We start from the raw sequence: 26770 nt of genomic DNA on the forward strand, positions 1-26770 counted from the left end.
CTCAGGCGTTGCGCCGCTGGTAGCGGAGGATCGTCAGCGGGGCCATGACGGCCAGGACCAGGAGAGAGCCGATGATCGCGGCGCGCACGTCCTCGGCCGAGCCCGTCGTCCCGTCCAGCAGGTAGCGGCAACCGTCAACGATGTGCGAGACCGGGTTGTTGCGCACGAAGGCCTTGAGCCAGCCCGGCAGCGTCGCGGTGGGCACCATCGCGTTGGACAGGAAGGTCAGTGGGAACAGGACGATGACGGTGAAGGAGGTGACTGCCTGGGCCGAGGAGAAGACTGTCCCCAGCAGCAGGAAGGTCCAGGCGATCGCCCAGGCGCAGCCCGCCGCCAGGGCGATGGCTCCGATGGTCCCCGACCAGCCGTTCTCAGGCCGGTACCCCAGGACGTAGCCGGTGAGCACCGTCAGGGAGGTGCAGATGAGGTATCGCAGCACGTCGGAGACCATGGGGCCCAGGACGGGCGCGATCCTCGACATCGGCATGGTGCGGAAGCGGTCGAAGACGCCCTTGTCCATGTCCTCGCGCAGGTCCACGCCCACGCTCTGGCTCGTGGTCAGTGCGTTGATGATGATGAGGCCCGGCACGATCGTGGGCAGGTAGGCCTTGACGTCGCCGGCGATGGCGCCGCCGAAGATCTCACCGAACATGACGGTGAACATGATCGGTTGGATGAGGATGTCGTAGAACTCGCCCGGGTTGCGCACCATGGTGATGAGCGAGCGCCAGGCCATGGCCAGGGTGTCCGGGACCAGCCGCGTCTCGCTGAAGCGGGTCAGGCTCGGGTGCGAACCGGCGCCGGTCGACAGGGTGGGTGCTGTTGCTGCGGGGGAGGTCATGACTGCTCCTTGATATCCGAAGGACGGGCGGATGGGGACGTGGGCGAGGGCGCCGACGACGTAGCGGAGTCGGGGGAGGCTGCGTCGTCGGCCCTATGGGGATGGGGCTGGCCGGTGAGGGCCATGAAGACCGAGTCCATGCTGGGACGATCCACGGAGACGGTCTTGGGGGACAGCCCGGCGTCGCGCAGGGCCACGAGCACCTCGGTGGCCACCGACGCCTCGCTCAACGGCGTCTGCAGGTGAGCGCCGTGGTCGATGACGGCCGGAGCGTGACCGGTGACCCGCTCGATGATCGCGGCGGTGGCGCCCTGGTCCGCGGGTCTCGCCGGGGCCAGGATGAGCGAGCTGCTGCCCACCCGGTCCTTGAGCTCGTCGGGAGTGCCCTCGGCGATGAGCCGCCCGGTGTCGATGATGCCGACCTGGTGAGCCAGACGGTCGGCCTCCTCCAGGTACTGGGTGGTCAGCAGGATCGTGGAGCCGCCCTCCACCAGGGATCGGATGACGTCCCACATCTGCTCGCGCGTGCGCGGGTCCAGGCCGGTGGTGGGCTCGTCCAGGAAGACGAGCGGGGGCCGGGAGATGAGCGAGACGGCCAGGTCCAGCCGACGCCGCATCCCACCGGAGTAGCTGCTCACCCGCTTGCCGCCGGCCTCGGTGAGGCTGAAGGCGGCCAGCAGCTCGTCGGCCCGATCACGCGCCCGACGTCGGCTAAGACCCAGCAGTCGTCCGAAGAGCCGCAGGTTCTCCGCCCCGGTGAGCATCTCATCGACGCTGGCGTACTGGCCCGTCACCCCGATGAGGCTGCGTACGGCATGGCGCTCGCGGACGACGTCGTGCCCCAGGACCGTTGCCCGACCGCGGGTGGGTGCCAACAGGGTGGTGATCATGCGCAGCGCCGTCGACTTACCGGCTCCGTTGGGGCCGAGCAGGCCGTACACGATGCCCGCGGGGATCTCCAGGTCGAGGCCGTCGACGGCGGTGAAGGAGCCGAAGGTCCGGGTCAGGCCGTCGGTCCTGATGGCCGCGGGCTCGCTCGGAGCGGGTGATCTGCTTACTGTTCGTGTGGTCATGCCGGTAAGGCTGGACCCCGGCGGTTTCAGAGCGGCTTCACCGCGAGGCCACTCGGTTTCACTCCGTTTCGTTCCGTCCACGGACCATGCCAGGTGGGTGCTGATCGTGGCGGGCGGTAGGGCTACTATCCTCATGAGTCACTCCACAGCACCCCGAGGAGTCCCTATGACAACGTTTTTGTTGCGAGTGTGGTCATGATGACCGCCCTTCTCCATCACAAGGTCTACGGCTATGGAGCTCGTTCGTGTCGTTGTGGCGGGTACTGGAAGCATACGGCGGACAGTCGCGGACGTCCCTATCTGACCAAAGAGATGAGCAAGCTGCGGGCGTGCGGCATCAGTAACGACGAGTGGCAGATGCTCTTGGCGGAGGTTGGCAAACTCATCAGCGATGCAGAGTCCGGCCGTCTCAACTTCGACACCACCTATAGCAAGGGCATCGTCTGCAAGGCTCAGAGTGCGCATGACGTACTCGAGGCGCGCCTGGAACTGACCGTCAACCTCGACGGAGAGCAGCGCCATCTACGGCTGTACTTCACTGAACCGGATGACGAGGATCGTCTGCTGCTCTCGCTCAGCCTCCGCCACAAGCGAGACGGAATGATCGGACTGGAGGAGCAGGACGAGCACATCGCCGCGGCTCAGGGGCGTTTCGAGTCCTGGGTGCAGACGCGGAGAGCGAAGTGATGTGAGATGCGACGATCCGCTCCCTGCAGGATCGAAGCAGAGGCTAGTATATCGCCACCGATATATCCCACAAGGTGGTGAGTGAACATGGACATCTACGAGCTTCTTGGTGAGGACCCGGACGCCCCTGGTCACAAGCATGCGCGCAGCCTGGTCGCTGCTGACCATGCGCTGTTCCGTGATCTCGTCGCCGTGCGCGATCGCAGCGGGATGACTCAGGCTGACGTTGCGCGCATCATGGGCACCAGTCAGGCATCCGTCTCCCGGTTCGAGTCGGGCCACTCGGATGCTCACCTGTCCACGGTGCGCCGCTATGCCAAGGCGGTGGGTGCGCTTATCCGACATGAGGTGATTGCTGTCGGAGAGCATGACGTTCATCGTGCCGCCCGCAACGCTGGTATGCCTGACTACAGGTGGGAGCCGTCCTCTACGGAAGCGGCGCGACGAGTCTCCACGGGCAAGCTGGTGGGGGCATGATGTCCGCGCCGAGTTCTGATGAGACGAGCGATCAGCACTTCTCGCTGCGATCAGCCACCGTCCTACAACTTCAGACCTTCCGTGTCATCTGTCAGCCGCAGGACATAGAGAAGGACTTCGTTCAGTGGCGCATCAGCCCGATTGAAGTGCAGATGGCGCCGGAAGAGACGGCTCCGATCCACGCTCTCGTCGGCGATCTTGCCATCGGTGCCGGTGAATGGTTCGTCGGCGCTACCGCCAGCATGGTGTTCGCTGCTTCTGACGACGAAGCTGACGAGACCGCGATGCAAGAAGATCTCGCTGCTGTCACGCAGCGCTACGGCCCCTGGGCCGCACGTGTCCTGTGGGATCACGTCTCAGCGGCTGCACGTACAGTGTCGGCGCTTTGTCCTGGGAGCGTGGGGTGCATCGATATCCCTGGGGATATGCCGGATGTCACCTACCCGTCTCCCGCCGGGCAGACCGGTCGTACCGCGAACGATGAGTAGCGAGGCGACGCACGCTCGGCGCCGCTTCCGGTCGGATCTGTTCAGTTCGGCTACTCCACGAGGGTGGGGAGCTCCTGGCCAGCGGTTGTGCACACTGCACGAAGGTCCCGCCTACCTGGAGTGCACCCGACCCTCGTGCAGTGCACGCCCAGGGCCAGCAGGGCGGCTGCGGGCGACCCGGCCCGTCCCCTTCCGGTGAACCTGCTGACGACTTCCCACTCCGGGCGGCTCACCCCACGGGAGCCTCGCGCGCGAGGACGAGGAACTAGGACTTGCGCAGCAGGACCCGGCTCATACGGTGCTCTGAGTCCTTGGTCAGGACCAGGGTGGCCCGGCCCCGGGTGGGGGCGATGTTCTCGCGCAGGTTGACCAGGTTGACGCTCTCCCAGATCTCGCCGGCCCCGGCCAGGGCGACGTCGTCGGGGATCTCGGCGAAGCGCCGGAAGTAGGATCCCGGCTGGGTGAAGGCCGTGTGCTTGAGGGTGAGGAACCGGTCCAGGTACCAGCGGCGGATGTCGGCGGGATCGGCGTCGACGTAGATCGAGAAGTCGATGAAGTCGCTCACCGCCAGGGCCGAGGCCCCCGGCCGCGTCCCCCGCGGGGCGGGCTGGAGGACGTTGAGCCCCTCCAGGACCAGGATGTCGGGGCTCTCCACCGTCACGTGCCGGCCCGGGATGATGTCGTAGACCGTGTGGGAGTAGACCGGCGCCTGGACGTGCTCGCTGCCTGACTTCACGGCCGCCACGAAGTCCAGCAGTCCCCGGCGGTCGTAGGACTCGGGGAAGCCCTTGCGGGCCATGAGCCCGCGCTCCTCGAGGACCCGGTTGGGCAGCAGGAATCCGTCGGTGGTCACCAGGTCCACCCGGGGCGTGTCCGGGAAGCGGGCGAGCAGGTGGGCGATGAGCCGCGCCGTCGTGGACTTACCGACGGCGACCGATCCGGCCACCGCGACGACGAAGGGCGTGGGCGGCTCGTTCACCCCCAGGAAGGCGCCGGTTCGGTGCGCGCGCTCGCGCGAGGTGGCGATGTAGTCCTCCAGCAGCGCGGTCAGGGGCCGGTAGACGGCGTCCACCTCGGCCAGGTCGATGGGGTCGCCCAGACCCCGCAGCTTCTCGACGTCGGCCTGGGTCAGCGGCAGCGGCGCCGAGGACGCCAGGGCGGACCACTGGTCACGGTCCAGCTCGATATAGGGCGAGGCGCCTGCGGTGCCCAGGTCGTTCGGGTCACTCAGCTTGGAGTTCACCGGCACAGTGTCGCAAAAAGACGGACTCGGCGGACAATCCCCGGGAATCGAAGCGGAATCAGTGAGGTATCAACCGGAATACCGGCCAAGGGGTCGGGAGGGGGCGGTGAAGGGATCAACCGAGGCGTTGCTTGGGTGGCTCCAGGATCATGTCGACATCACACCGAGGTGGCCCTGCGCTCGTTGTCAATGCCGCGTCAGCATGATTCGATCGGAGCATGTGTGGAATTGTCGGCCACGTCGGCCCCCTGACTGATACTGGTTCTTCCCGTTCCCTTGCTGTTCTGATGGATGGCCTCGGCCGTTTGGAGTACCGCGGCTACGACTCCGCGGGCGTTGCCCTGGTCGGCCCCTCCGGCCTGGACGTCGTCAAGGAGGCGGGCAAGCTCTCCGGCCTGCGCACGCTCCTGGAGGCCACTCCGCCGGCCCCCGCCACCGCGGGCATCGGACACACCCGCTGGGCCACTCACGGCGGCCCGACGACGGTCAACGCCCACCCCCACCGCGCCGGCCACCTCGCCGTGGTCCACAACGGCATCATCGAGAACTTCCGCCCACTGCGCGAGGAGGTCGAGGCCGCCGGGCGCGAGCTCATCTCCGACACCGACACGGAGGTCGTCGCCCACGTCCTGGACATCGACTTCACCGAACGCCTGCGCCAGGACCCGGCCGCCGCCTCCGATCCGGCCAGGGTCGCCGAGCTTCTGGTCGCCTCGATGCAGGCCGTCACCGCTCGCCTCGAGGGCACCTTCGCGCTCCTGGCCGTCAGCGACCTCGCCCCCGCGGCCATCGTCGCTGCCCGCCGCTCCAGCCCGCTGGTCATCGGCCTGGGCGAGGGCGAGAACTTCCTGGGCAGTGACGTCGCCGCCTTCGTCGCCTTCACCAAGAAGGCCGCCGAGGTCGACGACGACCAGGTGCTCCTCCTGACCGCCGACGCCGTCCACGTCTGGGACAAGGACGGCAATGACGTCGAGCCCAAGACCTGGGAGGTCACCTGGGACGCCTCCGCCGCCGTCAAGGGCGGCTACGACACCTTCATGGACAAGGAGATCCACGAGCAGCCCACCGCCGTGGCCGACACCCTGCGCGGCCGCGTCGACGAGCGCGGCGAGCTCCAGCTCGACGAGATGCGCATCGACCCGGCCGTCCTGCGCAGCGTCGACAAGATCATCGTCATCGCCTGCGGCACGGCCTCCTACGCCGGGCACGTCGCCAAGTACGCCATCGAGCACTGGTGCCGCATCCCTGTGGAGGTCGAGCTCGCCCACGAGTTCCGCTACCGCGACCCGGTCGTCAGTGAGAAGACCCTCACCGTAGCGATCTCCCAGTCCGGAGAGACCATGGACACCATCCAGGCCGTGCGCCACGCCCGAGAGCAGGGCAGCAAGGTCCTGGCCATCGTCAACACCTACGGCTCGACCATCGCCCGCGAGGCCGACGCCGTCCTCTACACCCACGCCGGCCCCGAGGTCGCCGTGGCCTCCACCAAGGCCTTCCTCGCCCAGATCACCGCCTGCTACCTGCTGGGGCTCTACCTGGCTCAGCTGCGCGGCAACAAGTGGCCCGACGAGGTCGCCGACTACCTGGACAACCTCGCCGCCATGCCGGACCGGATCCAGCACGTCCTGGACAGCCAGGAGGCGAAGGTGCGTGATCTGGGCGCCGAGCTGGCGGACAGGTCCTCCTTCCTGTTCCTGGGCCGCCACGTCGGCTTCCCGGTGGCGTTGGAGGGCGCGCTCAAGCTCAAGGAGCTCGCCTACGTCCACGCCGAGGGCTTCGCCGCCGGCGAGCTCAAGCACGGCCCGATCGCGCTCATCGAGGAGGGCCTGCCGGTCTTCGTCATCGTGCCCACCCCGCGCCGCCCCGTCCTGCACGACAAGGTCATTTCCAACATCCAGGAGATCCGGGCCCGCGGCGCGCGCACCATCGTCATCGCCGAGGAGGGTGACGGCGACGTCGAGCCCTTCGCCGACCACATCATCCGGGTCCCCGCCACCCCCACGATCCTGTGGCCGCTGCTGACCGTGGTGCCGCTGCAGGTCTTCGCCGCCGCCCTGGCCGGGGCCAAGGGTCTGGACATCGACCAGCCGCGCAACCTGGCCAAGTCCGTGACCGTCGAGTAGGACCGACGGGGCCACATCGACCCGACCCCCAACGGAGCCGAGCCCGAATCCGCGGGCTCGGCTCCTACAGGGCCGGGCGCAGCGACTTGACCTGCGGCTTGACGCGGGCCTCGGAGCGCTGGGAGGACAGGGCCAGGTCGTCATCGTTGTCGACGTGGTCGGCCTGGGCGACGACGAAGGCCTGCGCCATGCCGCCGTCGTGGGCCAGCGAGAGGTGCCAGTGGCCGATGCCCGCCTGGCGCGCGGCCATGGCGGCGGCCCCGGTCAACCGCAGACGCGGCGGTGTGCCGGGAGTCGAGGTCACCTCGATGTCCTTGTAGGCCCACCCCTCGGGTGCATCCAGCCCGAGCTCGGCGTAGGCCGACCCCAGGGCCTTGAGAACCGCCTCCTTGGCCGCCAGGCGCGCCCCCAGGGAGGCGGCTCGCTGCCGGCAGGCGGCCAGCTCGACAGGGGTGAAGAGGCGCTCGCGCAGGCCGGGTACCCGGTCCATATAGCCTTCGAGGCGGGTGACGTCGACCAGGTCAGTCCCTACTGCGCGGATCACTCGGCCATTGTGCCGGGTGGACGGGAAGGGCGCGGGGTGAACGCGCCGCCTGAATCCTGGAAACGACAACTTTCCGTGCCCGTGAGGGTCGGGACCGACTCACGGCACGTCTCATTTTCTGAAATCGCACGTCTCAGAACTTCGCTGGAGAAGCGAGCAGTGACGAGCGGAGGACAATGGGACAGGTGAGTGACCTCAATGACTTCACGCGTTCCGAGGACGTCATCGACCCCACCGCCTGCGCTTGGCCGGCCCGGGAGATCGCGGCGGCGGAGGCTCCTGTCACCGCGGGCACCGACCGCTATATGAGGGCCGCCGCTCACGCGGTGGCCCGGGCCGCCCTGCGCGAGCTGCGACAGGGCCCCATATCTCCCGGCGCTGCGGTTGCCCCCGCTCGGCCCGCCTACGCGCCCGCTGTCCCGGCGAGTCCCGCCGGAGCGCCGGCGTCTCCCGTCTCACCGGGATCACCGGGCTCACCGGCAACGCCGGCGGGGGCGTCGGCCGACGGGGGAGGAGTCTACGTGAACCCGGGGTGGATCTCAGGGGCGCCGGTGCTCCTCCTGGTCGGCGGCGGGCACAACGGGGCCGACACCCTCCTGGCCGGAGGCCTGCTGGCACACAGCGGCTGCGCGGTCACCGCCGTCCTGGCCACGGAGCACCCCCACCCCGTCGCCCTGGAGGAGGCCCGCAGCCACGGGGTCATGGTCTACGGCGCCGGCTACCGCAGCGACGGCGAAGACGACCAGGACGGCGCCGATGCCGCCGCTGCCGTCGAGGCCTTCCTCGTCCATGGCGGACTCGTCCTCGACGGCCTCACCGGCATCGGGGCCACCGGGCCGCTGCGTCCCGACGCCGTCGCCCTCATCGCTCCGCTCGTCGCGGTCGGACCACCGGGGCGGCGTCCGCTGCGCGTCATCGCCGTCGACCTGCCCAGTGGGACCGGCGTCGACGACGGTGCCGTCGACGGCCCGGTGCTGGCCGCCGACCGCACCATCACCTTCACCTGTCTCAAGGGATGCCTGTGCCTGCCCCCGGCCCGGCACCTGTGCGGCTCCGTGGAGGTCGTCCCCCTCGGACTGCCGGCGCCCTTGGGCCCGCCCATCGCCCGCCGCCCCGTCGACGGCAGCCTGGGTGACTACCTGGCGCGATCCGTCCCCGAGCCCGGTACCGGCGACCACAAGTACACCCGCGGTGTCGTAGGCCTGTGTGCCGGCAGCCAGTCCTACCCCGGTGCCGCTGTCCTGGCCGCCAGCGGCGCGGTGCGCGCCGGAGCCGGCATGGTGCGCCTGGCCGCGCCCAGACGCGTGGAGGACCTCGTCCTGGCGGCCAGGCCCGAGGTCGTCCCCACCGCCGGACGCAGCCAGGCACTTGTCCTGGGACCGGGCATCGACCCCACCGACACCGCCAGGGCCGACGAGCTGCGGGACATCCTGAGCCCCACCCTCGTCGCCGCGAGCCACCGGCAGGGTCATGTCGACGATGGTGCCGCTGGGACTGCCGGCACCACTCCTGGCAGAACTGCCGAGGCGGCTCCGAGCGGGCCGCCCACCGTCGTCGACGCCGGCGCGCTGAGCGTCCTGACCGACCTCCTCGCCGAGAACCTGACCTGCACCCCCCTCCACGTCCTGACCCCGCACGCCGGGGAAGCCGCTGCCCTCCTGATGACACTGGCGGGCACGGCGGCGTCGGCGGACCCGCCCCGTGACTGGGATCGCGAACGCGTTGAGGCCCATCCGGCGCTCGCAGCCCGCGAGCTCTCCCGTCTCACCGGTGCCACCATTCTGCTCAAGGGCGCCACGACGCTCATCGCCGCACCGGACCATCCCCTGGTCAGCGTGGACTGCGGACCCGGTTGGATGGCGACCGCCGGAAGTGGGGACGTGCTCGCCGGGGTCGTCGGCGCCGTCCTGGCCGGAGCCGCGGTCCGCTGGGAGCAGGGGGCGGCAGACCCAGCCGCGCACGCGGCAGCGGTCCTCGATGCGGTGGCCGCCGGGGTCAGGCTGCACGCGCTCGCGGGTGCCTACGCGGCCGCGGTGCCCCAGGGCGTCGGTGGCGGTACTGCCGGCGGGCACCCGATCGCCGCTCTCGACATCGCCGCGGCCCTCGGGCCGGCCCGCCTCGAGCTGAACTGGCTTCAAGCGGTCCCGCACCACTGATCTGTGTCAGCCTGCTGGGGAGTGCGCAAGGGAACAACCTCGGAGGCTCTCCACGGGTGCGACAATCGCGCCGTGACCTCTACCGCGGACTCAGCAGCAAGGACAGCGACGTCGGTGACGATGGCGATGACAACGACGGCACCGTCGGCCCCGTCCAATGCCTCGGCCACCTCAGCGAGCCCCTCGTCGCTGCCCGGCGCGGCCACGTCGCGCGCCGTCGTCGACCTGGAAGCAGTCGCCCACAACGGCCGTCGTCTGGCGCAGGTGGCCGGCGTGCCGTGGATGGCGGTGGTCAAGGCCGACGCCTACGGCCACGGCCTGGGACCGATCGCCCTGACGGCCCTGTCCGCGGGGGCCTCATGGCTGGGAGTGGCTCAGCTCGCCGAGGCCCTGACGCTGCGCACGCTTCTTGATGAGGCCGGTGTGGCCCGCCCCGCGGGGAAGCCCACGAGCGAGGCGCCCCGGGTCCTCACCTGGCTTGTGCCCGTCATGGATCCCGCCGGGGCGGCGGCCGATGACTCGCCCCTGCGCGCCGCCCTGGCGGCTGACCTGGACCTGTCGGTCTCCACCCTTCCCCAGCTCGAGGCCCTGGTGGCCGCGGCCCGGGCGCAGGGGGTGCCGGCTCGCCTCCATCTCAAGGTCGACACCGGCATGTCGCGCGGTGGCGCTGTGGAGGAGGACCTGCCCGCCCTGGTCGCCGCGCTGAGACGGGCAGCGGACGAGGGAGCGGTCGACGTCGTCGGCCTGTGGTCACACCTGTCCCGCGCCGACGAGCCCACCAGTGGCTCCACCGAGGAGCACCTCGCGCGCTACCGACAGGCCGAGCAAATCGTCCGGGGAGCCGGCCTGAACCCGCCCCTTCACCACGTGGCCGCCACCGGCGGGCTCCTGTGGCACCCGGCCGCCCGCATGGACCTGGTCCGGGTGGGAATCGGCCTGTACGGGCTGAGTCCCGACCCATCGGTTGCCACCAGTGCCGAGCTGGGCCTGCGTCCCGTCATGCGTCTGGAGTCCGCCCTGGTGCAGGTCAAGCGCATCGACGCCGGGCAGGCCGTCTCCTACGGGGGCACCTGGAGCGCCCCCACCGATCGCTGGGTGGGGCTCGTCCCCCTGGGCTACTCCGACGGCGTCCCGCGCGCCGCCAGCTCGGCGGGGCCCGTGAGCGTGGGCGGTCTGCGGACCTCCGTCGTGGGCCGGGTGTGTATGGACCAGGTGGTCATCGACCTCGGCCCGGCTCTCGACGAGTCCGGCGAGCCCCTTGCGGCGCCGGCCGCGGTCGGGGACACCGCCGTGCTCTGGGGCTCGCCCGAGTCTTCAGGGCAGGAGGCCGTCCCGACGGTGGACGAGTGGGCGCAGGCCTGCGGCACCATCAACTACGAGATCGTGACCCGGCTCGGGGCCCGTATCCCGCGCTGCTACGTCGGTGGGGAGGCCTGAGGCGACTACCCTCGGCCCTAGAGAACAGCAGACGTCGGATCTCGGCAGCCTGGTGTCCAGGTGCTCACCGGGCCGGGTGCCGGCTCCACGTACGGATGAGGAGGACACATGAGCGGTGCGCCGCACATATCTGAGGCAGTTCCCGAGATCACCGTCGCCACCGGCGACGCCGATGAGACCCGGGCCCTCGGCGCTCGTCTGGCCCCTCTGCTGCGTGCCGGCGACCTCGTCATGCTCTCCGGCGGCCTGGGGGCCGGCAAGACCACGCTGGCCCAGGGCATCGGCGCGGCCCTGGGGGTGCGCGGCCGTGTCTCCTCGCCCACCTTCATCATTGCTCGCGTGCACCCCTCACTCGCGGACGGTCCCGACCTCATTCACGTCGACGCCTACCGGATCACCTCCCTGGAGGAGGTCGACGCCCTCGACCTGGACTCCACCCTGGAGGACTCGGTCACCCTGGTCGAGTGGGGTGAGGACAAGGTGGAGGCCCTGAGCCCCGACCGCCTGGAGATCGAGGTCCGCCGCCCCCACGGCGCCGTACGCACCGGCGCCCCGCAGTCCGACGACGCCCCAGCCGTCCCGTCGGTGAAGGAACCCGTCGTTGACCTGGGTGAGGTCGACGACGGCAGCCGGCGGATCACCGTGCGTGCTCTCGGTCCGCGATGGGCCCAAGCCGATCTGGACCCCCTTGCCGCCGGAACGTCCTCCCAGCCTGGAGCGTCACAGTGAACACTCCCTCTCCCGTCGCCCCCGTCCGCGACGCCATCCCCATCCGCCCCGCCGGCCATCGCGGCCCCCTACGAGCCCTGGCAGGCCTCGTTCTCGCCGCCGCCCTGACCATCTCACTCCTGAGCGCCGGGGCGGCCCACGCCGCCACCGAAGCGCCGTCGGCCGGTGCAGGAGGCTCGGTCGCCTCGGAGGGGACGGACGACTCGGCCACGTCCGAGCCGGCGACCACCACCAACCCGAGCGCGCAGGCCACGCCGGCCGACCCGGCACCGGTCACACCCGCAAGCAGTGCGGCGGACGCGGACTCACGCGGCGCGGCCAAGGCCCTCATGGAGAGCGACTGCGTGGCCCAGGTGCGTCAGAGCACCGGTGAGCAGGGGGAGATCACGGTTGGGGATCTGAGAAACGTCTACACCTGGGCGCCTGAGTTCCTCGATGGCTCCCAGCCCTCCGCCCTGCCCGTCGACGCCGGGGACTGGGCCGCAACCGTCACCGCCGCCGGCAAACCCATCGGTGTGCTCGAGGTGGTGGAGGACAAGGGACGCACCACATGCGCCCCCGTGTTCGACGACGATCTGGCCACCGACATCGACCAGATGGGCGACGCCCGTCTCATCCACGACCGCAACGCCAACGCCTGGTACTCGCTGCGGGGCACCACGGTGACAGCGCTGGGGGAGGCCGCCACCCGACGTCTGGCCGGCCCCATCGAGCTGAGCGACTACGGGGAGATCCTGCGTGAGCGCGCCGGCTCCAAGCCCAAGACCTCCGCCACGCAGAGCGAGGCGCGCTCCACCGCGGGCGGCTGGGCGGTCTGGGGGCCGGTGCTGGCGGTCATCGTTGTCGGGGTCATCACCGTTATCATCACGGTCCGCCACGAGCGCAAGGTGACGGCGCCGCTGCGCCAGGCCCGCAACCGGGCCGACATGGCCGAGCGGGCCGACCGTCTCAGTCGCGATCAGTCCGACACCGAGGGCGTCGCCGTTCGCCGGGGAATCCCGCGTGCGGCCATCGACCTGTCCCTCCTCGGTGAGGGCGGCGATGACACCGCCGGCACAACGGGCGGCGAGGCCCTGGGAGACACGATCCCCGAGAGCCGCGTCGACGACCCCCGTGATCCGAGGGCATAGGCTGGGACCGTGCGAATCCTCTCCATCGACTCCTCCCTGGGGACACAGGTCGCGGTCGTTGAAAGCGCCGGGACGGCGGAGGCCGTCGACCGGCCCGGCGGGAGCGCGGCCACCGGCGGGCTCGCCCTGCGAGTGCTGACCCAGGTCGAGCAGACTGATACCCGCCGGCACGCCGAGTCCCTGGGGCAGATGCTCTCCGAGTCGCTGTCCGCCCCCGACGTGGCCGACTGTCCACTGGACGCCGTCGTCGCGGCCATCGGGCCGGCCCCCTTCACCGGGCTGCGGGCCGGGCTGGTGACGGCCAGGGTCGTCGGGCGCACCCGCGGCGTGCCCGTCCACGGCGTCTCCAGCCTCGACGCCGTCGCCCGACGCGCCCTCGACGAGCTGTCCGCTCGTGACGGCGAGCAGACAGCCGCACAGGATCCTGTCGTCCTGGTCGCCACCGACGCTCGTAGGCGAGAGGTGTACGCGGCGCTCTTCCGCGCCAACGGGCCCGACGACGTCATCCGTCTGACCGAGATCGGTGTCTGCCCCCCGGCCCAGGTCGGCGAGCAGCTCAGTGTGCGGGTCGCCGGGCGCGCCGGCGAGGTCGGGGCAGCCGACGTCGTGGCCGGCTCCGGCGCCGCCCTCTACCCGGAGCTGGTGGACCTGGCCTCCTCCCGCGAGGTGCTCGCTCCGGTTTCCGGTGACGCCCTGACCCAGGTGCGGATCGCCCTGGCCCGCCTGGAGCGCGGCGAGGAGCTGAGCTCGGACCCGCTGTACCTGCGCCACGCCGACGTGCAGATGCCCGCTGCCCGCAAGCGCGTGCGCTGATACCGGTGTCCCGGGTGACCTCAGTGCCGCGAGCCGAAGAAGGTCTCAGGCTGCGGGAGATGACCGAGGACGACCTCGACGCCATCGCCCGCCTCGAGAGCGCGCTGTTCGGGGCCGAGGCCTGGAGCCGGAACCTGCTGGTCGCAGAGCTGGAGGCCTCCCAAGGTCCCCTGGCCGACCGTCGCTACGTCGTCGTCGAGTCCGATGATGACGATGTCGCTGTGGGGGACGGCGCAGGCACTGGAACGAAGCGGCCACGGCTCCTGGGCTATGCCGGTCTCTACCACGCCGGCGGCCTGACCAGTGCCGATCTGCTGACCATCGCCACGATCCCGGCGGCGCGCGGTCGAGGCCTGGCCTCCCGCATGCTCACCGAGCTCGTGGGCACCGCCCGGCGAGCGGGCTGCCCCGATGTCCTGCTGGAGGTGCGCCAGTCCAATGAGGCGGCCCAGCGGCTCTACGCCAGGCACGGATTCACTCCCATCGGGCGGCGCCGCCGCTACTACCAGGCGCCGCCCGAGGACGCCGTGGTCATGCGCCTGACGCTGCGCCCGCGCCCGGGACCGGTCGGGGCGAGCGAGGCCAATGAGGCCAATGAGGCCAGCGAGGCGAGCTCGGAGTGATCCGGAACAGACGGATGGGCCGAACCGGACGGGCCGCCGTTTTTGACCAGGAGGATTGCAACGGTCATGAAGGTCACATAGCCACGGCAGGTACCGGCCTTAAACACGGCCCCTCGCCTCGAATGGCTCGATTGTCTGAGACCTCACAGATTTGTTTGACGCCCTTATGACGAAAAGATGCCTGTCGACGGTGCCGTCAGCATATTCAGTGGTGTTCAGCGCGAAGTTGAGGCCTTGCGAAATCCTCGTGATTCTGCGGATTGGTGGCGTATCTGCGCTGGTGGGGGCCTAGATGGGACCAACGGGGGTCCGAGCCCGGCTAGCCTTTTGCCGTGGCCAAAACATCTGCTCCTTCCCAGAAGAGGCGGACCGCCTTCTCCACGACCGTCTTCATGAAGCGCATGATGGCGATCTCGGGGCTGGTGTTCCTGTTCTTCGTCCTCTTCCACGCCTACGGCAACCTTCACTACTTCGAGGGTGAGATTGCCTACGATCACTACGCGCACTTCCTGCGTACACTCCTCCAGCCGATTCTTCCCTACAGCGGCGTCCTGTGGATCCTGCGCGTGACCCTCATGGCATGCCTCCTGGCTCACGCCGGCAGTGCCTTCCACCTGTGGGTGCGCAACAAGCGGGCCCGCGGCAACGACAAGTACGCGGTCAAGAAGCCCGGCGCGGACTACTTCGCCTCCCGTTACGCCATGCGCACCATGCGCTGGGGCGGCGTCATCCTGCTGCTGTTCATCATCTGGCACATCCTGCAGTTCACCACCCTGACACTGACGCCCGGGGGGCACTACGAGCATGGACGCGCCTACATGAACATGTGGTACGGCTTCCAGTTGTGGTGGGTGTGGCTCATCTACGCGATCGCGCTGGCGGCCCTGTGCCTGCACGTCTGGCACGGCGTGTGGTCGGCCCTGCAGACGCTGGGCGCGGTGCGAGGAAGCACCATCCCCTTCATCCGGCTGATCGCGTTCGTGGTGGCCTTCGGCCTGTTCGCCGCCTTCATGATCGTTCCGACGGCGATCCTCTTCAACATGGTGCCCGAGCCCATGACTGGCGCCCAGTACGCGATCGAGGCTGCCAAGGCCGGCATCCTTTCCCACTGAGAGTGAACGACTATGACTGAACTCATCGACGGCCTGTACTACGAGGGCGAGAAGATCGCCGACACCAAGGCCCCCCACTCCGTCCCGATCGACCGGCGCTGGGAGCAGCGCAAGTTCGAGGCCAAGCTCGTCAACCCCGCCAACCGCCGCAAGCTGGACATCATCGTCGTCGGCTCCGGCCTGGCCGGCGGCGCCGCTGCCGCATCCCTGGGCGAGCAGGGCTACAACGTCAAGGTCTTCTTCTATCAGGACTCCGCTCGCCGGGCGCACTCCATCGCCGCGCAGGGCGGTATCAACGCCGCGAAGAACTACCGCAACGACGGCGACTCGACCTATCGCCTCTTCTACGACACGGTCAAGGGCGGTGACTACCGCGCCCGCGAGGACAACGTCTACCGCCTGGCGGAGGTCTCCGCCAACATCATCGACCAGTGCGTGGCCCAGGGCGTTCCCTTCGCCCGCGAGTACGGCGGCCTGCTGGACAACCGCTCCTTCGGTGGTGTCCAGGTCTCCCGCACCTTCTACGCCCGCGGCCAGACCGGCCAGCAGCTCCTCATCGGGGCCTATCAAGCCCTGGAGCGTCAGGTGCACGCCGGGACGGTCAAGGAGTTCCGCCGCCACGAGATGGTCGAGCTCATCGTCGTCGACGGCCGCGCCCGCGGCATCGTCACCCGTGACATGGTCTCCGGGGAGATCGAGACCCATCTGGCCGATGCCGTCGTCCTGGCCAGCGGCGGCTACGGCAACGTGTTCTTCCTGTCCACCAACGCGATGGGCTGCAACGCCACCGCCATCTGGCGTGCGCACCGCAAGGGCGCCTACTTCGCCAACCCCTGCTACACGCAGATCCACCCCACCTGCATCCCGCAGTCCGGGGACTTCCAGTCCAAGCTCACCCTCATGAGTGAGTCGCTGCGCAACGACGGCCGCATCTGGGTGCCCAAGAAGGCCGAGGACTGCGACAAGGACCCGCGTGACATCCCTGAGGAGGCGCGCGACTACTACCTCGAGCGCATCTACCCGGCCTTCGGAAACCTCGTGCCGCGTGACATCGCCTCGCGCCAGGCCAAGAACATGTGCGACGAGGGCCGCGGCGTGGGGCCGGCCATCAAGGAACGGGACCCCAACGGCAACGAGCGGATGATGCGCCGCGGCGTCTACCTGGACTTCTCCGAGGCCATCGGCCGTCTGGGCAAGGACGCCGTCTCCGCCCGCTACGGCAACCTGTTCGAGATGTACCAGCGCATCACCGGGGACGATCCTTACGAGGTCCCCATGCGCATCTACCCCGCCGTGCACTACACGATGGGCGGCCTGTGGGTGGACTACGACCTGGAGTCCAACGTCCCCGGCCTCTACATCGCCGGAGAGGCCAACTTCTCCGATCACGGCGCCAACCGCCTGGGTGCCTCCGCCCTCATGCAGGGCCTGGCCGACGGCTACTTCGTCCTGCCCGACACCATGAACGACTACCTGGCGGACATGCTGCGCCTGGGCAAGGTCGACCCGAACGCCCCGGAGATCATCGAGGCCAAGCGCTCCGTCGAGGAGCGCGTCGCCCGCCTCATGGCGCTGCGTGGAACCCGCAGCGTGGACGACTTCCATATGGCCCTGGGACGCATCATGTGGGAGTACTGCGGCATGGAGCGGCGCGATGCCGGTCTGCGCGACGCCATCAAGCAGATCCGGGCCCTCAAGGAGGAGTTCTGGCGCGATGCCCGCATCACGGGCCAGGCCGACGAGCTCAACCAGGCCCTGGAGAAGGCCGGCCGACTGCTGGACTTCTTCGAGCTGGCCGAGCTCATGTGCATCGACGCCCTGCACCGGCGTGAGTCCTGCGGTGGTCACTTCCGGGCGGAGTCCCAGACGCCCGAGGGTGAGGCCATGCGGCATGACGACGAGTTCCTCTACGTCGCCGCCTGGGAGTGGGGCGGGGAGAACCGTCCGCCGATCCTCCACAAGGAGGCCCTCGTCTACAAGGACATCGAGCTCAAGCAGCGGAGTTACAAGTGAACATCAAGCTCAAGATCTGGCGCCAGAAGAACAAGGACTCGAAGGGGCACTTCGAGGAGTACGCCATGAGTGGGATCGAGGAGCACATGAGCTTCCTCGAGGTCCTCGACCTGCTCAACGAGCAGCTCTTCGCCGAGGGCAAGGAGCCGGTGGCCTTCGACTCCGACTGCCGCGAGGGCATCTGCGGTCAGTGCGGCGTGGTCATCAACGGGCAGGCCCATGGTCCGATCCGCTCCACCACCTGCCAGCTGCACATGCGTCACCTGGCGGAGGACCCCTCCTTCAAGGACGGTTCCACCATCACGATCGAGCCCTGGCGCTCGACCGGTTTCCCGGTGCTGCGCGACCTCATCGTGGACCGCTCCGCCCTGGACCGCATCGTCCAGGCCGGCGGCTACATCTCGGTCAACACCGGTGGAGCCCCCGAGGCCCACTCGGTGCCCGTGCAGAAGGAGAAGGCCGACGCCGCCTTCGAGGCCGCCGCCTGCATCGGCTGCGGCGCCTGCGTGGCCGCCTGCCCCAACGCCTCGGCCATGCTGTTCACGGGTGCGAAGATCTCGCACCTGGGCCTGCTGCCGCAGGGTCAGCCCGAGCGCCTCGCCCGTGTGGTGAGCATGCTCAACCAGCACGACGCCGAGGGCTTCGGTGGCTGCACGAACATCGGTGAGTGCGCGGCCGTGTGCCCCAAGTCGGTGCCGCTCGAGGTCATCTCGCGCCTCAACCGCGACCTGGGCCACGCCCTGTGGAAGGGCCAGCACGCCCACTGACCTCTGACCTGCCTCATACATCGAGCCGGGCATTCTTCGCGTACCCCAACAGAAATTCTGTAGGGCTACGCGAAGAATGCCCGGCTCGGTGGTGTTCCAGCGGTGTCCGGTTCTGCCGGTTCTACCAGCGCACCCCGGTGGGGTGGATGCCGTGGCGGGCGAGCTCGCGGCACATGGTGGGGGCGTCGTTGGGCCAGGCGTCCTTCCAGGTCCAGCGGGCGACGTCGTATCCGGCGCGGATGAGGGCGAGCTCGCGCTGGCGCTCGTCCCAGACGGTGTCGTCGGCGTCCTTGCCGAAGCTGTTCTTGGTGTACTTGATGCGACCGTCGAACTCGCCTCCGACCATGGTGTGGGGCCAGAGGAAGTCGAGGCGGTAGAGCTCGCCGTCGATGCGGACCTCGTGCTGGAGGGCGGGTCGGGGCAGGGTGGCCTGCCACATGCGGATGCGGGAGACGGACTCGCCGGGGGACTCGGCGCTCTCGTCGGCCAGGTGAGCGGCGGTGCGGGCGCTGCGGATGCCGCGGGCGCCGGTGGGGAGGCGGTCGACGGCGTCGGCCAGCTCGGCGTGGGTGCACCGGCGGCCGGCCAGGGCGGCGTCCATGGCGCACACGCCCTGGGTGAGCCCACCCCACCGGGCCAGATCAACGACCGTGTCGGAGGCGTTGGACACCAAGACTCCTCTGACCGTTTCCAATGCGCCGAGCCCGGTTCTCTCCCGACGTTGCAGAAGAGCGGTGCTCGATCGATCCGTGCGACGTCCGAGGCACTGAACCCGCCTCGGGATGCGGCCCACCAGCGGGAGCCCGAGCCACACGGCCGCCGATGGGCCGAGCAGGACCAGGTCCCCGCGGGCCTTGGCCACCGCGGCCCGGATGAGGGTCAGATGCCGCAGGTCCGGCCTGGCTGCCTTCCACTCCCGCTGCGGGGTATAGACACCAGGACCGATCCGGAACAGACCCGGCGCGGTGCACAAGTGGGAAGCCCCCGCTGCAACGGCATCGGAGGACAGAAGGAATGACGGGGCGCTGTGAGATGGACTTCTGGGGGCAATGCCGGTGGTCATGCCTACCAGCGTGAGGGTTGAGCTCAAGACGTGAGAACTGGCATCAGATGCTCTGTGGACTGGCGGTGTCGATGCCCGTCTGTGGAAACCGGCGCGTACCAGAATCACGCCGCCCGGTGCCCAACCGCGAAGAGGGCATTCTTCGCGTACACCAACAGAAATTCCGTAGGGCTACGCGAAGAATGCTCGGCTCGACGTCGGGCGCTAGCCGTCGATGGTGACACTGACCCCGGTGAAGTCGGGGATCCGGGGAGTACTCGGATCGGCCTCGGGGACGCCGTCGCCCACGAGGAGGATCTGGGCGCCGGCGCGCTGGGCGGCGATGTAACCGGAGGCGGCATCCTCCAGCACCAGGCAGGAGGCAATCGGCATCCCCAGGAGCTCGGCGGCCATGAGGTAGGCGTCGGGGTCCGGCTTACCGCGCTCGACGTCGTCAGCGGAGACGACGACGGAGGGAATGGGGACCCCGGCCTCCTCCATGCGCACCCGCATGAGCTCAATCGGAGCAGAGGTCACCAGGGCCAGAGGAACACCGACCTCGATGAGTGCGGTCACCAGAGCCGCAGCGCCGGGGATCTCCGCCATCCTCCCCGCCGTGCGCACGATCTCCTCCCGGGCGAAGCGCTCGTAGATGGCGTCGCGCTCCTCCGCCGCCAGGGTCGGCAGGAACCGGCGGATCGTGTCGAGGCCGGTACGGCCGGGGGAGTAGGCCATGATCTCGTCGAAGCGCTCACTCATGCCGTAATCGCGGGCGAAGGAGCTCCACATCGACTCCACGACCGCCGAGGAGTCCACGAGCGTGCCGTCCATGTCGCACAGGACCGCCTCGGCCCGGGCCAGAGGCACCGGCTCCTCAGTGGAGCCGCCCGATGACGACAACAGTTGAACGGACACGGTGCCTCCTGAGACGAAGCCGACGGAAGGGTGCGGAAACGCGGACACGAGTGTGATTCAGCGTATCAACGAAGGAGGCAGCCAGGCTGGGCTATGCCCACACCCCGGAGGCGCCGCGACGGTGGGAGCCGACCAGGTGGGTGTCAACGATCCCGATCGCCTCCATGAGGGCGTACATCGTCGTCGGACCGACGAAGCGGAAACCGCGGCGCTTGAGCTCGCGGGACAGGGCCGCCGACCGCGGTGACTGGGTGGGGATGTCCGCGAGTCGGTGCGGTCGTGGGGTCGTCTCCGGCTGGTAGGACCACACGAGGCCCGCCAGGCCGCCGTCGACGTCATCGGCCTGTCTCAGACGCAAGGCTGCGCGGGCGTTGGTGATGGTGGCCAGGATCTTGGCCCGGTTGCGCACGATCCGCGCGTCCCCCAGCAACCGGTCCACGTCCTCCTCCCCGAAGCCGGCCACCGCCTCCGGGACGAATCCGGCGAAGGTCTCACGGAAGGCCGGCCGCTTGCGCAGGATCGTCGCCCAGGACAGGCCCGACTGGAAGGCCTCGAGGCTCAGCCGCTCGAACACGCCCCGCTCATCGCGCACCGGCATGCCCCACTCGGTGTCGTAGTACTCGCGCAGCAACGGGTCGGCGGCGGCCCAGACCGGCCGGGCCAGGCCGTCGTCACCCACCACCAGGTCCGGGTTGTCGGGCTCCGTCACGAGTGCCTCCTCGTCGGTGATGCGTGAGAGTCGTCCGGCCAATGTCGCATCCCGGTCGACTCGTACCAACGGTAGCGGTGACGACGGCCTCGTGGTCCGTGCCCGCCTCACCCAGGCCCTGTCCGTCACCTGCGTCGGCAAGCGATAGGCTGTGGACTTGTGAGTGACCCCCTCATCCTCGGCATCGAGTCCACCTGCGACGAGACCGGCGTGGCCCTTGTGCGCGGCCGTGAGCTCCTCGCCGACGTCACCGCCACCTCCATGGACCAGTACGCGCGCTTCGGCGGGATCATCCCCGAGATCGCCTCGCGAGCCCACCTGGAGTCCTTCCTGCCCACCCTCGATACCGCGCTGGAGAAGGCCGACGTCGACCTGAGCGAGATCGACGCCGTCGCTGTGTGCGCCGGTCCCGGACTCATCGGCTCCCTGACCGTCGGCATCTCCGCCGCCAAGGCCCTGGCCGCGAGCCTGGGCAGACCGATCTACGGCGTCAACCACGTCATTGGGCACCTGGCGGTCGATGAGCTGGTCGACGGCCCCCTGCCCGAGCAGTTCATCGGCCTCATCGTCTCCGGCGGGCACTCCAACCTCCTGAGCATCCGGGACATCGCCACTGACGTCGTCGAGCTCGGGGGCACCCTCGACGACGCCGCGGGAGAGGCCTTCGACAAGGTCGGCCGGCTCCTGGGGCTTCCCTACCCCGGCGGCCCGCACGTGGACCGCCTCGCCCAGGAGGGCGACCGCGCCGCCATCCGCTTCCCCCGGGGGCTGGCCGCCGGCAAGGACAAGGAACGTCACCGTTACGACTTCTCCTTCTCCGGGCTCAAGACCGCGGTGGCCCGCTACGTCGAGTCCCTGGAGGACGCCGGCCAGGAGGTGCCCAGCGCCGACGTGTGCGCCGCCTTCTCCGAGGCCGTCAACGACTCCCTGACGGCCAAGGCGGTCCAGGCCTGCCTGGATACCGGCTGCGACACGCTCGTCGTCGGAGGCGGCTACTCCGCCAACTCCCGCCTGCGCTCCCTGGCGGCCGGGCGCTGCGAGGCCGCCGGCATCACCCTGCGCCTGCCGCCTCTGCGCTTCTGCACCGACAACGGAGCCCAGATCGCGGCCCTGGGGTCGGCGGCAGCGCGCGCCGGCGTCGCCCCCAGCCCCATGGACTTCGCCCCGGACTCAGGGATGCCGCTGGACGTCAGCGTCGCCCGCTGACGTCCTGGCCGGCAGCCCGTCCACCGTCCCGTCACCGCCCGCAGGCAGGCCGGCGGCAACGCCCCGGATGATGATCTCGATCTTGCGGTCCAGCCCGCCTCGGTCCAACCAGCTCTCGTTCGGGGTCAGTGCCTCGGGCAGGGCCGGTGCACTGCTGGTCGCCGCGAACCGGCTCGCCTCCTCCAGACCCGTGGAGTCGCCCCGTCCGGCGCGGGCGACGGGGGAGCGCATGACCTCGATCTGCGCGTGCGTGGAGATGACGGTGTCGCCCACGAAGTCCAGGACCACGCCGGCCTCCTCGGTTCTCAGTCCGCCGTCGACCAGGATCTGACAGGCCCTGGCCACGGGGACGGCGAAGACCTGGTGCGCCCACGGCACACCCATGATGACTCCGGCCAGGCCCGGGTGGCGCTCCAGCATCCCCCAGATGGTCTCGACGTGCGCCCTGACCGCATCGGGCCAGCTTCCCCCGGCGGGTGGGGTATCGGCCTCGGCGGCGATCCTCTCCAGGCAGGCGGCCAGCAGGTCCTCGCGCGAGGAGATCGTGCGGTACAGCCCGGAGACGGCCACTCCCATCCGCTTGGCCACCGCGGTGAGCGTGAAGTCCGCGATGCCGAGCTCGAGAGCGGCGTCGACGACGTCGTCGCGCGAGAAACCGGGTCTCGGCCCGGTCGGTCTGCCCAGTCGTGCCGGTGATGTCATGACAGAACCGTAATGCTCCTCGACGACGGTTGCCCCCGGTTCAGCGGCAAGAGTAAGGTGCACCTTATCAAGTTCTGAAAGTCATTCAGAATTAGAGTCGACGGAAGGATGAGGCACCTGATGAGCACGCAGACACAGCAGTCGGCGCCAGGGGCGTCGCCGCAGGCGGCACCGCAGTCGTCCCCACAGCCGTCACAGCCTTCAACAGGGCCCAGAAGGTCCGGGGAATCAGATGAGCAGGCGCAGCAGAGCAACACCCAGCGCTCTCGAGCGGGACAGGCCGCCATCACCCGCCTCGGCGCCCCCGTGCGCACACGTCTGCGGATCGGTCAGGCCCTCGTCCTGATCTCCGCGGTCCTGGCGGTGGCGCCCTACATCGCCCTGGTCCAGCTCGGCGACATCCTCCTGCGCTCCTACCGAGTAGGGGTGAGCCCCGATCCGCAGCAGGTGCGCTCGGCCGTCATGATGCTCGTGGGCGCCTACTCCACCCGCCTGCTCCTGTACTTCCTGGCGCTGCTCATCACCCACCTGGCCGATCTCTCCCTGCGGGACCGACTGCGCCGCGACATCGTCGATCGCATCTCCCACGCCCCACTGGCGTGGTTCACAGCCTCCACCTCCGGACGCATCCGCAAAGCCGTCCAGGACGACACGACCCTGGTCCACACCGTCATCGCCCACGGTCCTGTCGAGCGACTCAACGCGGTTGTCACCCCACTGGCGCTGCTGGTCTGCGCCTTCTGGATCGACTGGCGCCTGGCCCTCCTGGCGGTCTCCACGCTCGTCCTCTACGTACTCACCTACTCGGTATCCATGCGCGGTATGAAGGAGAAGACCGTCGAGATGGATCGCAAGCTGGCAGCCGTCTCCTCGACCATGGTCGAGTTCGTCTCCGGCATCGGCGTGGTCAAGGCCTTCGGCCGCGTCGGGCGCGCCCACTCGGCCTACCTCACCGCCTCCGACGAGTTCTCAGCCTTCTATCGCGCCTGGGCGATGCCCCTGGTGACCGTCACCTGCCTGTCCTTCACCTGGGTCTCGATCCCCGTGCTGCTCCTGGTCAACCTCGGGGGAGGGGCGCTGCTCATCCATGCCGGCACCGTCACCCTGCCCCAGGTCCTGGCCACGACCCTCGTCGCCCTGGTCCTGCCCGCCGCACTGATCACCATCGCCTCGATCTCCTGGTCCTACCAGCTGGCCGGCGCAGCGGCCCTGCGCCTGTGCGAGGTCCTGGACACCCCCGTCCTGCCCGCCGCCAGCCGGTCCGCGCGGCCCCGCACGGCGCGAGTCGAGATCGATCGTGTCTCCTTCTCCTACGGGGACACCCTCGCCGTCGACGGCGCCTGCCTCACTCTGGAGCCCGGCACCGTCACCGCTCTGCTGGGGCCCTCCGGCTCGGGCAAGTCGACACTGGCCACCCTCATCGCCCGCTTCGCCGACCCCGACACCGGGGGCGTGCGCATCGGAGGCGTGGACCTGCGCGACATGGACGAGTCCACCCTGTACTCCACGGTCTCCTTCGTCCTCCAGGACGCCCAGCTGCTCGGCACCACCGTGCGGGAGAACATCGCGCTCGGACACCCCGACGCCGACCTGGACCAGGTACGTGCCGCTGCCCGCGTCGCCCGGATTGATGAGGAGATCATGGCCCTGCCGGACGGCTACGACACCGTCCTGGGACGGGACACGGCCCTGTCCGGCGGACAGGAGCAGCGCATCGCCATCGCCCGCGCCATCCTGCTGGACACCCCCGTCATCCTGCTCGACGAGGCCACCGCCATGGCCGATCCCGAGTCCGAGGCCGAGATCCAGCAGGCGCTGAGCGCCCTGGCCAAGGATCGAACCGTCCTGGTCATCGCCCACCGCCCGGCGGCCGTGCGCGGCGCCGACCGCATCGCCGTCATGGAACGCGGACGCATTGTCGCCAGCGGTACCCACGACGACCTGGTGGACGAACCCCACTACCGGGCGCTTCTGCGCCAGACGGGTGAGCGTGACGAGGTCTCCGTGCCGGCGAGCCACGCAACCGCGAACGGTCCGGACGGCCCCGACCGGGCAGGGAGCAGGCCGTGCGAGGAGGTCTTCGCGGTTTCGTCCCCGGACGCCGTCGAGAAGGTCGATCACCCCCGGCCTGCACCCCCGGTTCCGCCACCACCAGCCGGCTCTCCGGTGGTGGCGCGTTCCCTGCTGGCCCGCTTTCACAGGCTCATGGCCGAGTCCTCCTGGCGGCAGACCCGAGGCTGCATCATCCTGGCAGGCGTCAACGGCGTCCTGGTGGGACTGGCGCTTCTGGTGCTTCTGCCCGCCTCGGTCGCGCTGGGGACCGGAGCGCCCCGATGGGGACTGTCCTTCGGCGGCTGGCTCATCGCGCTGGTCGTTCTCGGCGTCGCTACGGCCATCACTGAGTTCCAGGGGCAGCGCAGGGGCATGTCCGGAGCTCTGGGCTTCATGCACGACGTCCACCACGCGGTCGGCGACCAGATCGCGCGCCTGCCCCTGCGCTGGTTCACCTCCGACTCCGCCGGCACACTGTCGCGGGCCGTCAGCCAGGAGATGGTGTCCCTGGGGGAGTCCGCCGCCCACTTCATGTACAAGCTCACCTCCACGACCGCTGCCTGCGTGGTCGTCTGGGCCGGGTCGTGGGCCTGGGACCGGCGCCTGGGCCTCCTGCTCACGGTGGCCGCGCCCCTGTTCGCCGGACTGGTGCGCGCTGCGCGCCGTCTGCTGGATCATGGCAAGTCCATCTCCGAGCCCGCTGAGCGCGAGCTCGCCACCCGCGTCGTCGAGATCGCCCGTTGCCAGGGCGCCCTGCGCTCGTGCCGGGCCGCCACCGGCTACAGCCGCCTGACCGCCGCCTTCGACGACGGAGCCCGCGCCTCGAGGCGCTCCCTGTGGTGGGAGTCCGCCGGCAACCTCGTCAATGGTGCGCTGAGTCAGGTCATCGTCGTCGCCATGATCGTCCTGACATCCTCGCTCGCCGTCTCCGGCACCATGGAGCCGCTCGTGGCGGTCGCCGTCATCGGTATGTGTCTGCGCTTCACCACCATGCTCGACGACATCGGCGCCGCAGTCATGGGCATGGAGGAGCGGCGCCAGATGATGAACCACCTTGACGCCGTCATGGACGCCGAGCTCATGGCCGAGCCTGAGGCTCGTGCCACACTGCCCGATCCTGGCGCCGTCGAGCTCGACGACGTCGTCTTCGGCTACCGCACCGATGAGCCCGTCCTGGCCGGGGTGTCGATGAGCGTGCCCGCGCGCAGCATGTGCGCGATCGTGGGCCCCTCCGGTAGCGGCAAGACCACTATCGCCCGCCTCATCGCCCGCTTCTGGGACACCGGCTCCGGCTCCGTGCGCGTGGGCGGCACCGATGTGCGCGACATGCCGACCTCCCAGCTCATGGAACAGCTCTCCATGGTCTTCCAGGACGTCTACCTCTTCGACGACACCCTGGACGCCAACATCCGTATCGGCAATCCTGCCGCCGACGACGACCAGGTGCGCTGGGCCGCCGACCTCGCCGGCGTCACCGAGATCGTCGACCGTCTGCCCCACGGGTGGGACACCCGCGTGGGAGAGGGCGGCCGGGCCCTGTCCGGCGGCGAGCGCCAACGCGTCTCCATCGCCCGGGCCCTGCTCAAGCGCGCACCGGTCGTTCTGCTCGACGAGGCCACCAGCGCCCTGGACGCGGAGAACGAGGCCAATATCGTCGCTGCGATGCAGGAGCTGCGGCGCACCTCGACACTCATCGTCATCGCCCACAAGCTCGAGACGATAGCCGCCGCCGACCAGGTCATCGTCCTCGACGACGCCGGGCACGTCGCCCAGCGCGGGAGCCACGAGAGTCTTGTGGAGATGGAAGGCCCCTACCGGAGTTTCTGGGAGCAGCGCACCCGGGCGCGCGGCTGGGCGCTTGTGTGAGCGGAAAGGGCCTGGGACCTCA

General features: G+C 69.6%; 23 protein-coding genes. 15 read left to right on the plus strand and 8 right to left on the minus strand.

The window, feature by feature from the left end:
* Nucleotide 1 precedes the first annotated feature (1 nt).
* Complete coding sequence (locus BQ8008_RS01260; RefSeq protein WP_108832457.1) at nt 2-841, minus strand: ABC transporter permease; 840 nt, start codon at nt 839-841, stop codon at nt 2-4.
* Complete coding sequence (locus tag BQ8008_RS01265) at nt 838-1914, minus strand: ATP-binding cassette domain-containing protein (protein WP_108832458.1); 1077 nt, start codon at nt 1912-1914, stop codon at nt 838-840. The genes BQ8008_RS01260 and BQ8008_RS01265 overlap by 4 nt, the downstream gene beginning before the upstream one ends.
* Nucleotides 1915-2109: 195 nt before the next feature.
* Here BQ8008_RS01265 and BQ8008_RS01270 point away from each other — a divergent pair, with 195 nt between their 5' ends.
* The 3 genes from BQ8008_RS01270 to BQ8008_RS01280 all read left to right on the plus strand — a co-directional run bounded on the left by BQ8008_RS01270 (nt 2110) and on the right by BQ8008_RS01280 (nt 3566).
* Nucleotides 2110-2601, plus strand: coding sequence for a hypothetical protein (locus BQ8008_RS01270; RefSeq protein ID WP_234415169.1), 492 nt, complete (start codon nt 2110-2112; stop codon nt 2599-2601).
* Nucleotides 2602-2688: 87 nt separating this feature from the next.
* Nucleotides 2689-3078 carry a helix-turn-helix domain-containing protein gene (locus tag BQ8008_RS01275; protein WP_108832459.1) on the plus strand — a complete coding sequence of 130 codons (390 nt, stop codon included), beginning with the start codon at nt 2689-2691 and terminating at the stop codon, nt 3076-3078.
* Entirely contained in the window at nt 3075-3566 is a 492-nt protein-coding gene (locus BQ8008_RS01280) for a hypothetical protein (RefSeq protein ID WP_108832460.1), read from the plus strand. Before BQ8008_RS01275 ends, BQ8008_RS01280 begins: the two co-directional genes overlap by 4 nt.
* A gap of 265 nt (nt 3567-3831) precedes the next feature.
* Here the strand turns inward: BQ8008_RS01280 and coaA are convergent, their stop codons facing one another.
* Nucleotides 3832-4815, minus strand: coding sequence for a type I pantothenate kinase (gene coaA, locus BQ8008_RS01285; RefSeq protein ID WP_108832461.1), 984 nt, complete (start codon nt 4813-4815; stop codon nt 3832-3834).
* A gap of 212 nt (nt 4816-5027) precedes the next feature.
* Between coaA and glmS the strand changes: the two genes are divergently transcribed.
* On the plus strand, nt 5028-6932 hold the full coding sequence (gene glmS / locus BQ8008_RS01290) for a glutamine--fructose-6-phosphate transaminase (isomerizing) (RefSeq protein ID WP_108832462.1): 1905 nt from the start codon (nt 5028-5030) through the stop codon (nt 6930-6932).
* A gap of 64 nt (nt 6933-6996) precedes the next feature.
* Here glmS and BQ8008_RS01295 read toward each other — a convergent pair whose 3' ends face one another.
* Nucleotides 6997-7476 carry a holo-ACP synthase gene (locus BQ8008_RS01295; protein ID WP_108832463.1) on the minus strand — a complete coding sequence of 160 codons (480 nt, stop codon included), beginning with the start codon at nt 7474-7476 and terminating at the stop codon, nt 6997-6999.
* 176 nt (nt 7477-7652) lie between these two features.
* Between BQ8008_RS01295 and BQ8008_RS01300 the strand changes: the two genes are divergently transcribed.
* From BQ8008_RS01300 to BQ8008_RS01340, 9 genes are all read left to right on the plus strand, one after another.
* Nucleotides 7653-9632 (plus strand): bifunctional ADP-dependent NAD(P)H-hydrate dehydratase/NAD(P)H-hydrate epimerase, encoded by a 1980-nt coding sequence (locus BQ8008_RS01300; protein WP_108832464.1) that lies wholly within the window; start codon nt 7653-7655, stop codon nt 9630-9632.
* A gap of 126 nt (nt 9633-9758) precedes the next feature.
* Complete coding sequence (alr, locus tag BQ8008_RS01305) at nt 9759-11069, plus strand: alanine racemase (RefSeq protein WP_108832465.1); 1311 nt, start codon at nt 9759-9761, stop codon at nt 11067-11069.
* Between the two features lie 108 nt (nt 11070-11177).
* On the plus strand, nt 11178-11798 hold the full coding sequence (gene tsaE / locus BQ8008_RS01310) for a tRNA (adenosine(37)-N6)-threonylcarbamoyltransferase complex ATPase subunit type 1 TsaE (protein WP_108832466.1): 621 nt from the start codon (nt 11178-11180) through the stop codon (nt 11796-11798).
* Nucleotides 11795-12928, plus strand: a complete 1134-nt coding sequence (locus BQ8008_RS01315) for a hypothetical protein (RefSeq protein WP_108832467.1) — start codon at nt 11795-11797, stop codon at nt 12926-12928. The genes tsaE and BQ8008_RS01315 overlap by 4 nt, the downstream gene beginning before the upstream one ends.
* Before the next feature lie 9 nt (nt 12929-12937).
* Complete coding sequence (gene tsaB, locus BQ8008_RS01320; RefSeq protein WP_108832468.1) at nt 12938-13741, plus strand: tRNA (adenosine(37)-N6)-threonylcarbamoyltransferase complex dimerization subunit type 1 TsaB; 804 nt, start codon at nt 12938-12940, stop codon at nt 13739-13741.
* 5 nt (nt 13742-13746) lie between these two features.
* Nucleotides 13747-14364 (plus strand): GNAT family N-acetyltransferase, encoded by a 618-nt coding sequence (locus BQ8008_RS01325; protein ID WP_442778210.1) that lies wholly within the window; start codon nt 13747-13749, stop codon nt 14362-14364.
* Nucleotides 14365-14756: 392 nt separating this feature from the next.
* On the plus strand, nt 14757-15476 hold the full coding sequence (locus BQ8008_RS01330; RefSeq protein ID WP_199908004.1) for a succinate dehydrogenase cytochrome b subunit: 720 nt from the start codon (nt 14757-14759) through the stop codon (nt 15474-15476).
* Between the two features lie 12 nt (nt 15477-15488).
* Nucleotides 15489-17489: a fumarate reductase/succinate dehydrogenase flavoprotein subunit gene (locus BQ8008_RS01335; RefSeq protein WP_108832471.1), complete on the plus strand. Its 2001-nt coding sequence runs from the start codon at nt 15489-15491 to the stop codon at nt 17487-17489.
* Nucleotides 17486-18256, plus strand: coding sequence for a succinate dehydrogenase/fumarate reductase iron-sulfur subunit (locus BQ8008_RS01340; protein WP_003785183.1), 771 nt, complete (start codon nt 17486-17488; stop codon nt 18254-18256). The genes BQ8008_RS01335 and BQ8008_RS01340 overlap by 4 nt, the downstream gene beginning before the upstream one ends.
* 121 nt (nt 18257-18377) lie before the next feature.
* Here BQ8008_RS01340 and BQ8008_RS01345 read toward each other — a convergent pair whose 3' ends face one another.
* The 3 genes from BQ8008_RS01345 to BQ8008_RS01355 form a co-directional block, all read right to left on the minus strand.
* Nucleotides 18378-18926, minus strand: a complete 549-nt coding sequence (locus tag BQ8008_RS01345; RefSeq protein ID WP_234415170.1) for a hypothetical protein — start codon at nt 18924-18926, stop codon at nt 18378-18380.
* 597 nt (nt 18927-19523) lie between these two features.
* Nucleotides 19524-20213, minus strand: coding sequence for an HAD-IA family hydrolase (locus tag BQ8008_RS01350; protein WP_108832473.1), 690 nt, complete (start codon nt 20211-20213; stop codon nt 19524-19526).
* A 91-nt stretch (nt 20214-20304) separates the two neighbouring features.
* Entirely contained in the window at nt 20305-20922 is a 618-nt protein-coding gene (locus tag BQ8008_RS01355) for a DNA-3-methyladenine glycosylase I (RefSeq protein WP_108832474.1), read from the minus strand.
* A gap of 159 nt (nt 20923-21081) precedes the next feature.
* Between BQ8008_RS01355 and tsaD the strand changes: the two genes are divergently transcribed.
* The gene (gene tsaD, locus BQ8008_RS01360; RefSeq protein ID WP_108832475.1) at nt 21082-22128 is read left to right on the plus strand and encodes a tRNA (adenosine(37)-N6)-threonylcarbamoyltransferase complex transferase subunit TsaD; all 1047 of its coding nucleotides are present in this window, start codon (nt 21082-21084) and stop codon (nt 22126-22128) included.
* Here the strand turns inward: tsaD and BQ8008_RS01365 are convergent.
* Complete coding sequence (locus BQ8008_RS01365) at nt 22093-22830, minus strand: TetR/AcrR family transcriptional regulator (protein WP_234415171.1); 738 nt, start codon at nt 22828-22830, stop codon at nt 22093-22095. The two genes, tsaD and BQ8008_RS01365, sit on opposite strands and share 36 nt — an antisense overlap.
* Nucleotides 22831-22950: 120 nt before the next feature.
* On the opposite strand from BQ8008_RS01365, the gene BQ8008_RS01370 reads away from it, so the two are divergent.
* Complete coding sequence (locus BQ8008_RS01370) at nt 22951-26748, plus strand: ABC transporter ATP-binding protein (protein WP_108832476.1); 3798 nt, start codon at nt 22951-22953, stop codon at nt 26746-26748.
* Nucleotides 26749-26770 lie beyond the last annotated feature (22 nt).

This window comes from Actinomyces sp. Marseille-P3109 (genome assembly GCF_900323545.1).
GTDB lineage: Bacteria > Actinomycetota > Actinomycetes > Actinomycetales > Actinomycetaceae > Actinomyces.

Coding starts and splice junctions, on each gene's coding strand:
- BQ8008_RS01260 (WP_108832457.1), bottom strand. CDS start 841: ATGACCTCCCCCGCAGCAACAGCACCCACCCTGTCGACCGGCGCCGGT.
- BQ8008_RS01265 (WP_108832458.1), bottom strand. CDS start 1,914: ATGACCACACGAACAGTAAGCAGATCACCCGCTCCGAGCGAGCCCGCG.
- BQ8008_RS01270 (WP_234415169.1), top strand. CDS start 2,110: ATGATGACCGCCCTTCTCCATCACAAGGTCTACGGCTATGGAGCTCGT.
- BQ8008_RS01275 (WP_108832459.1), top strand. CDS start 2,689: ATGGACATCTACGAGCTTCTTGGTGAGGACCCGGACGCCCCTGGTCAC.
- BQ8008_RS01280 (WP_108832460.1), top strand. CDS start 3,075: ATGATGTCCGCGCCGAGTTCTGATGAGACGAGCGATCAGCACTTCTCG.
- glmS (WP_108832462.1), top strand. CDS start 5,028: ATGTGTGGAATTGTCGGCCACGTCGGCCCCCTGACTGATACTGGTTCT.
- BQ8008_RS01300 (WP_108832464.1), top strand. CDS start 7,653: ATGGGACAGGTGAGTGACCTCAATGACTTCACGCGTTCCGAGGACGTC.
- alr (WP_108832465.1), top strand. CDS start 9,759: ATGACAACGACGGCACCGTCGGCCCCGTCCAATGCCTCGGCCACCTCA.
- tsaE (WP_108832466.1), top strand. CDS start 11,178: ATGAGCGGTGCGCCGCACATATCTGAGGCAGTTCCCGAGATCACCGTC.
- BQ8008_RS01330 (WP_199908004.1), top strand. CDS start 14,757: ATGAAGCGCATGATGGCGATCTCGGGGCTGGTGTTCCTGTTCTTCGTC.
- BQ8008_RS01335 (WP_108832471.1), top strand. CDS start 15,489: ATGACTGAACTCATCGACGGCCTGTACTACGAGGGCGAGAAGATCGCC.
- BQ8008_RS01365 (WP_234415171.1), bottom strand. CDS start 22,830: ATGACATCACCGGCACGACTGGGCAGACCGACCGGGCCGAGACCCGGT.
- BQ8008_RS01370 (WP_108832476.1), top strand. CDS start 22,951: ATGAGCACGCAGACACAGCAGTCGGCGCCAGGGGCGTCGCCGCAGGCG.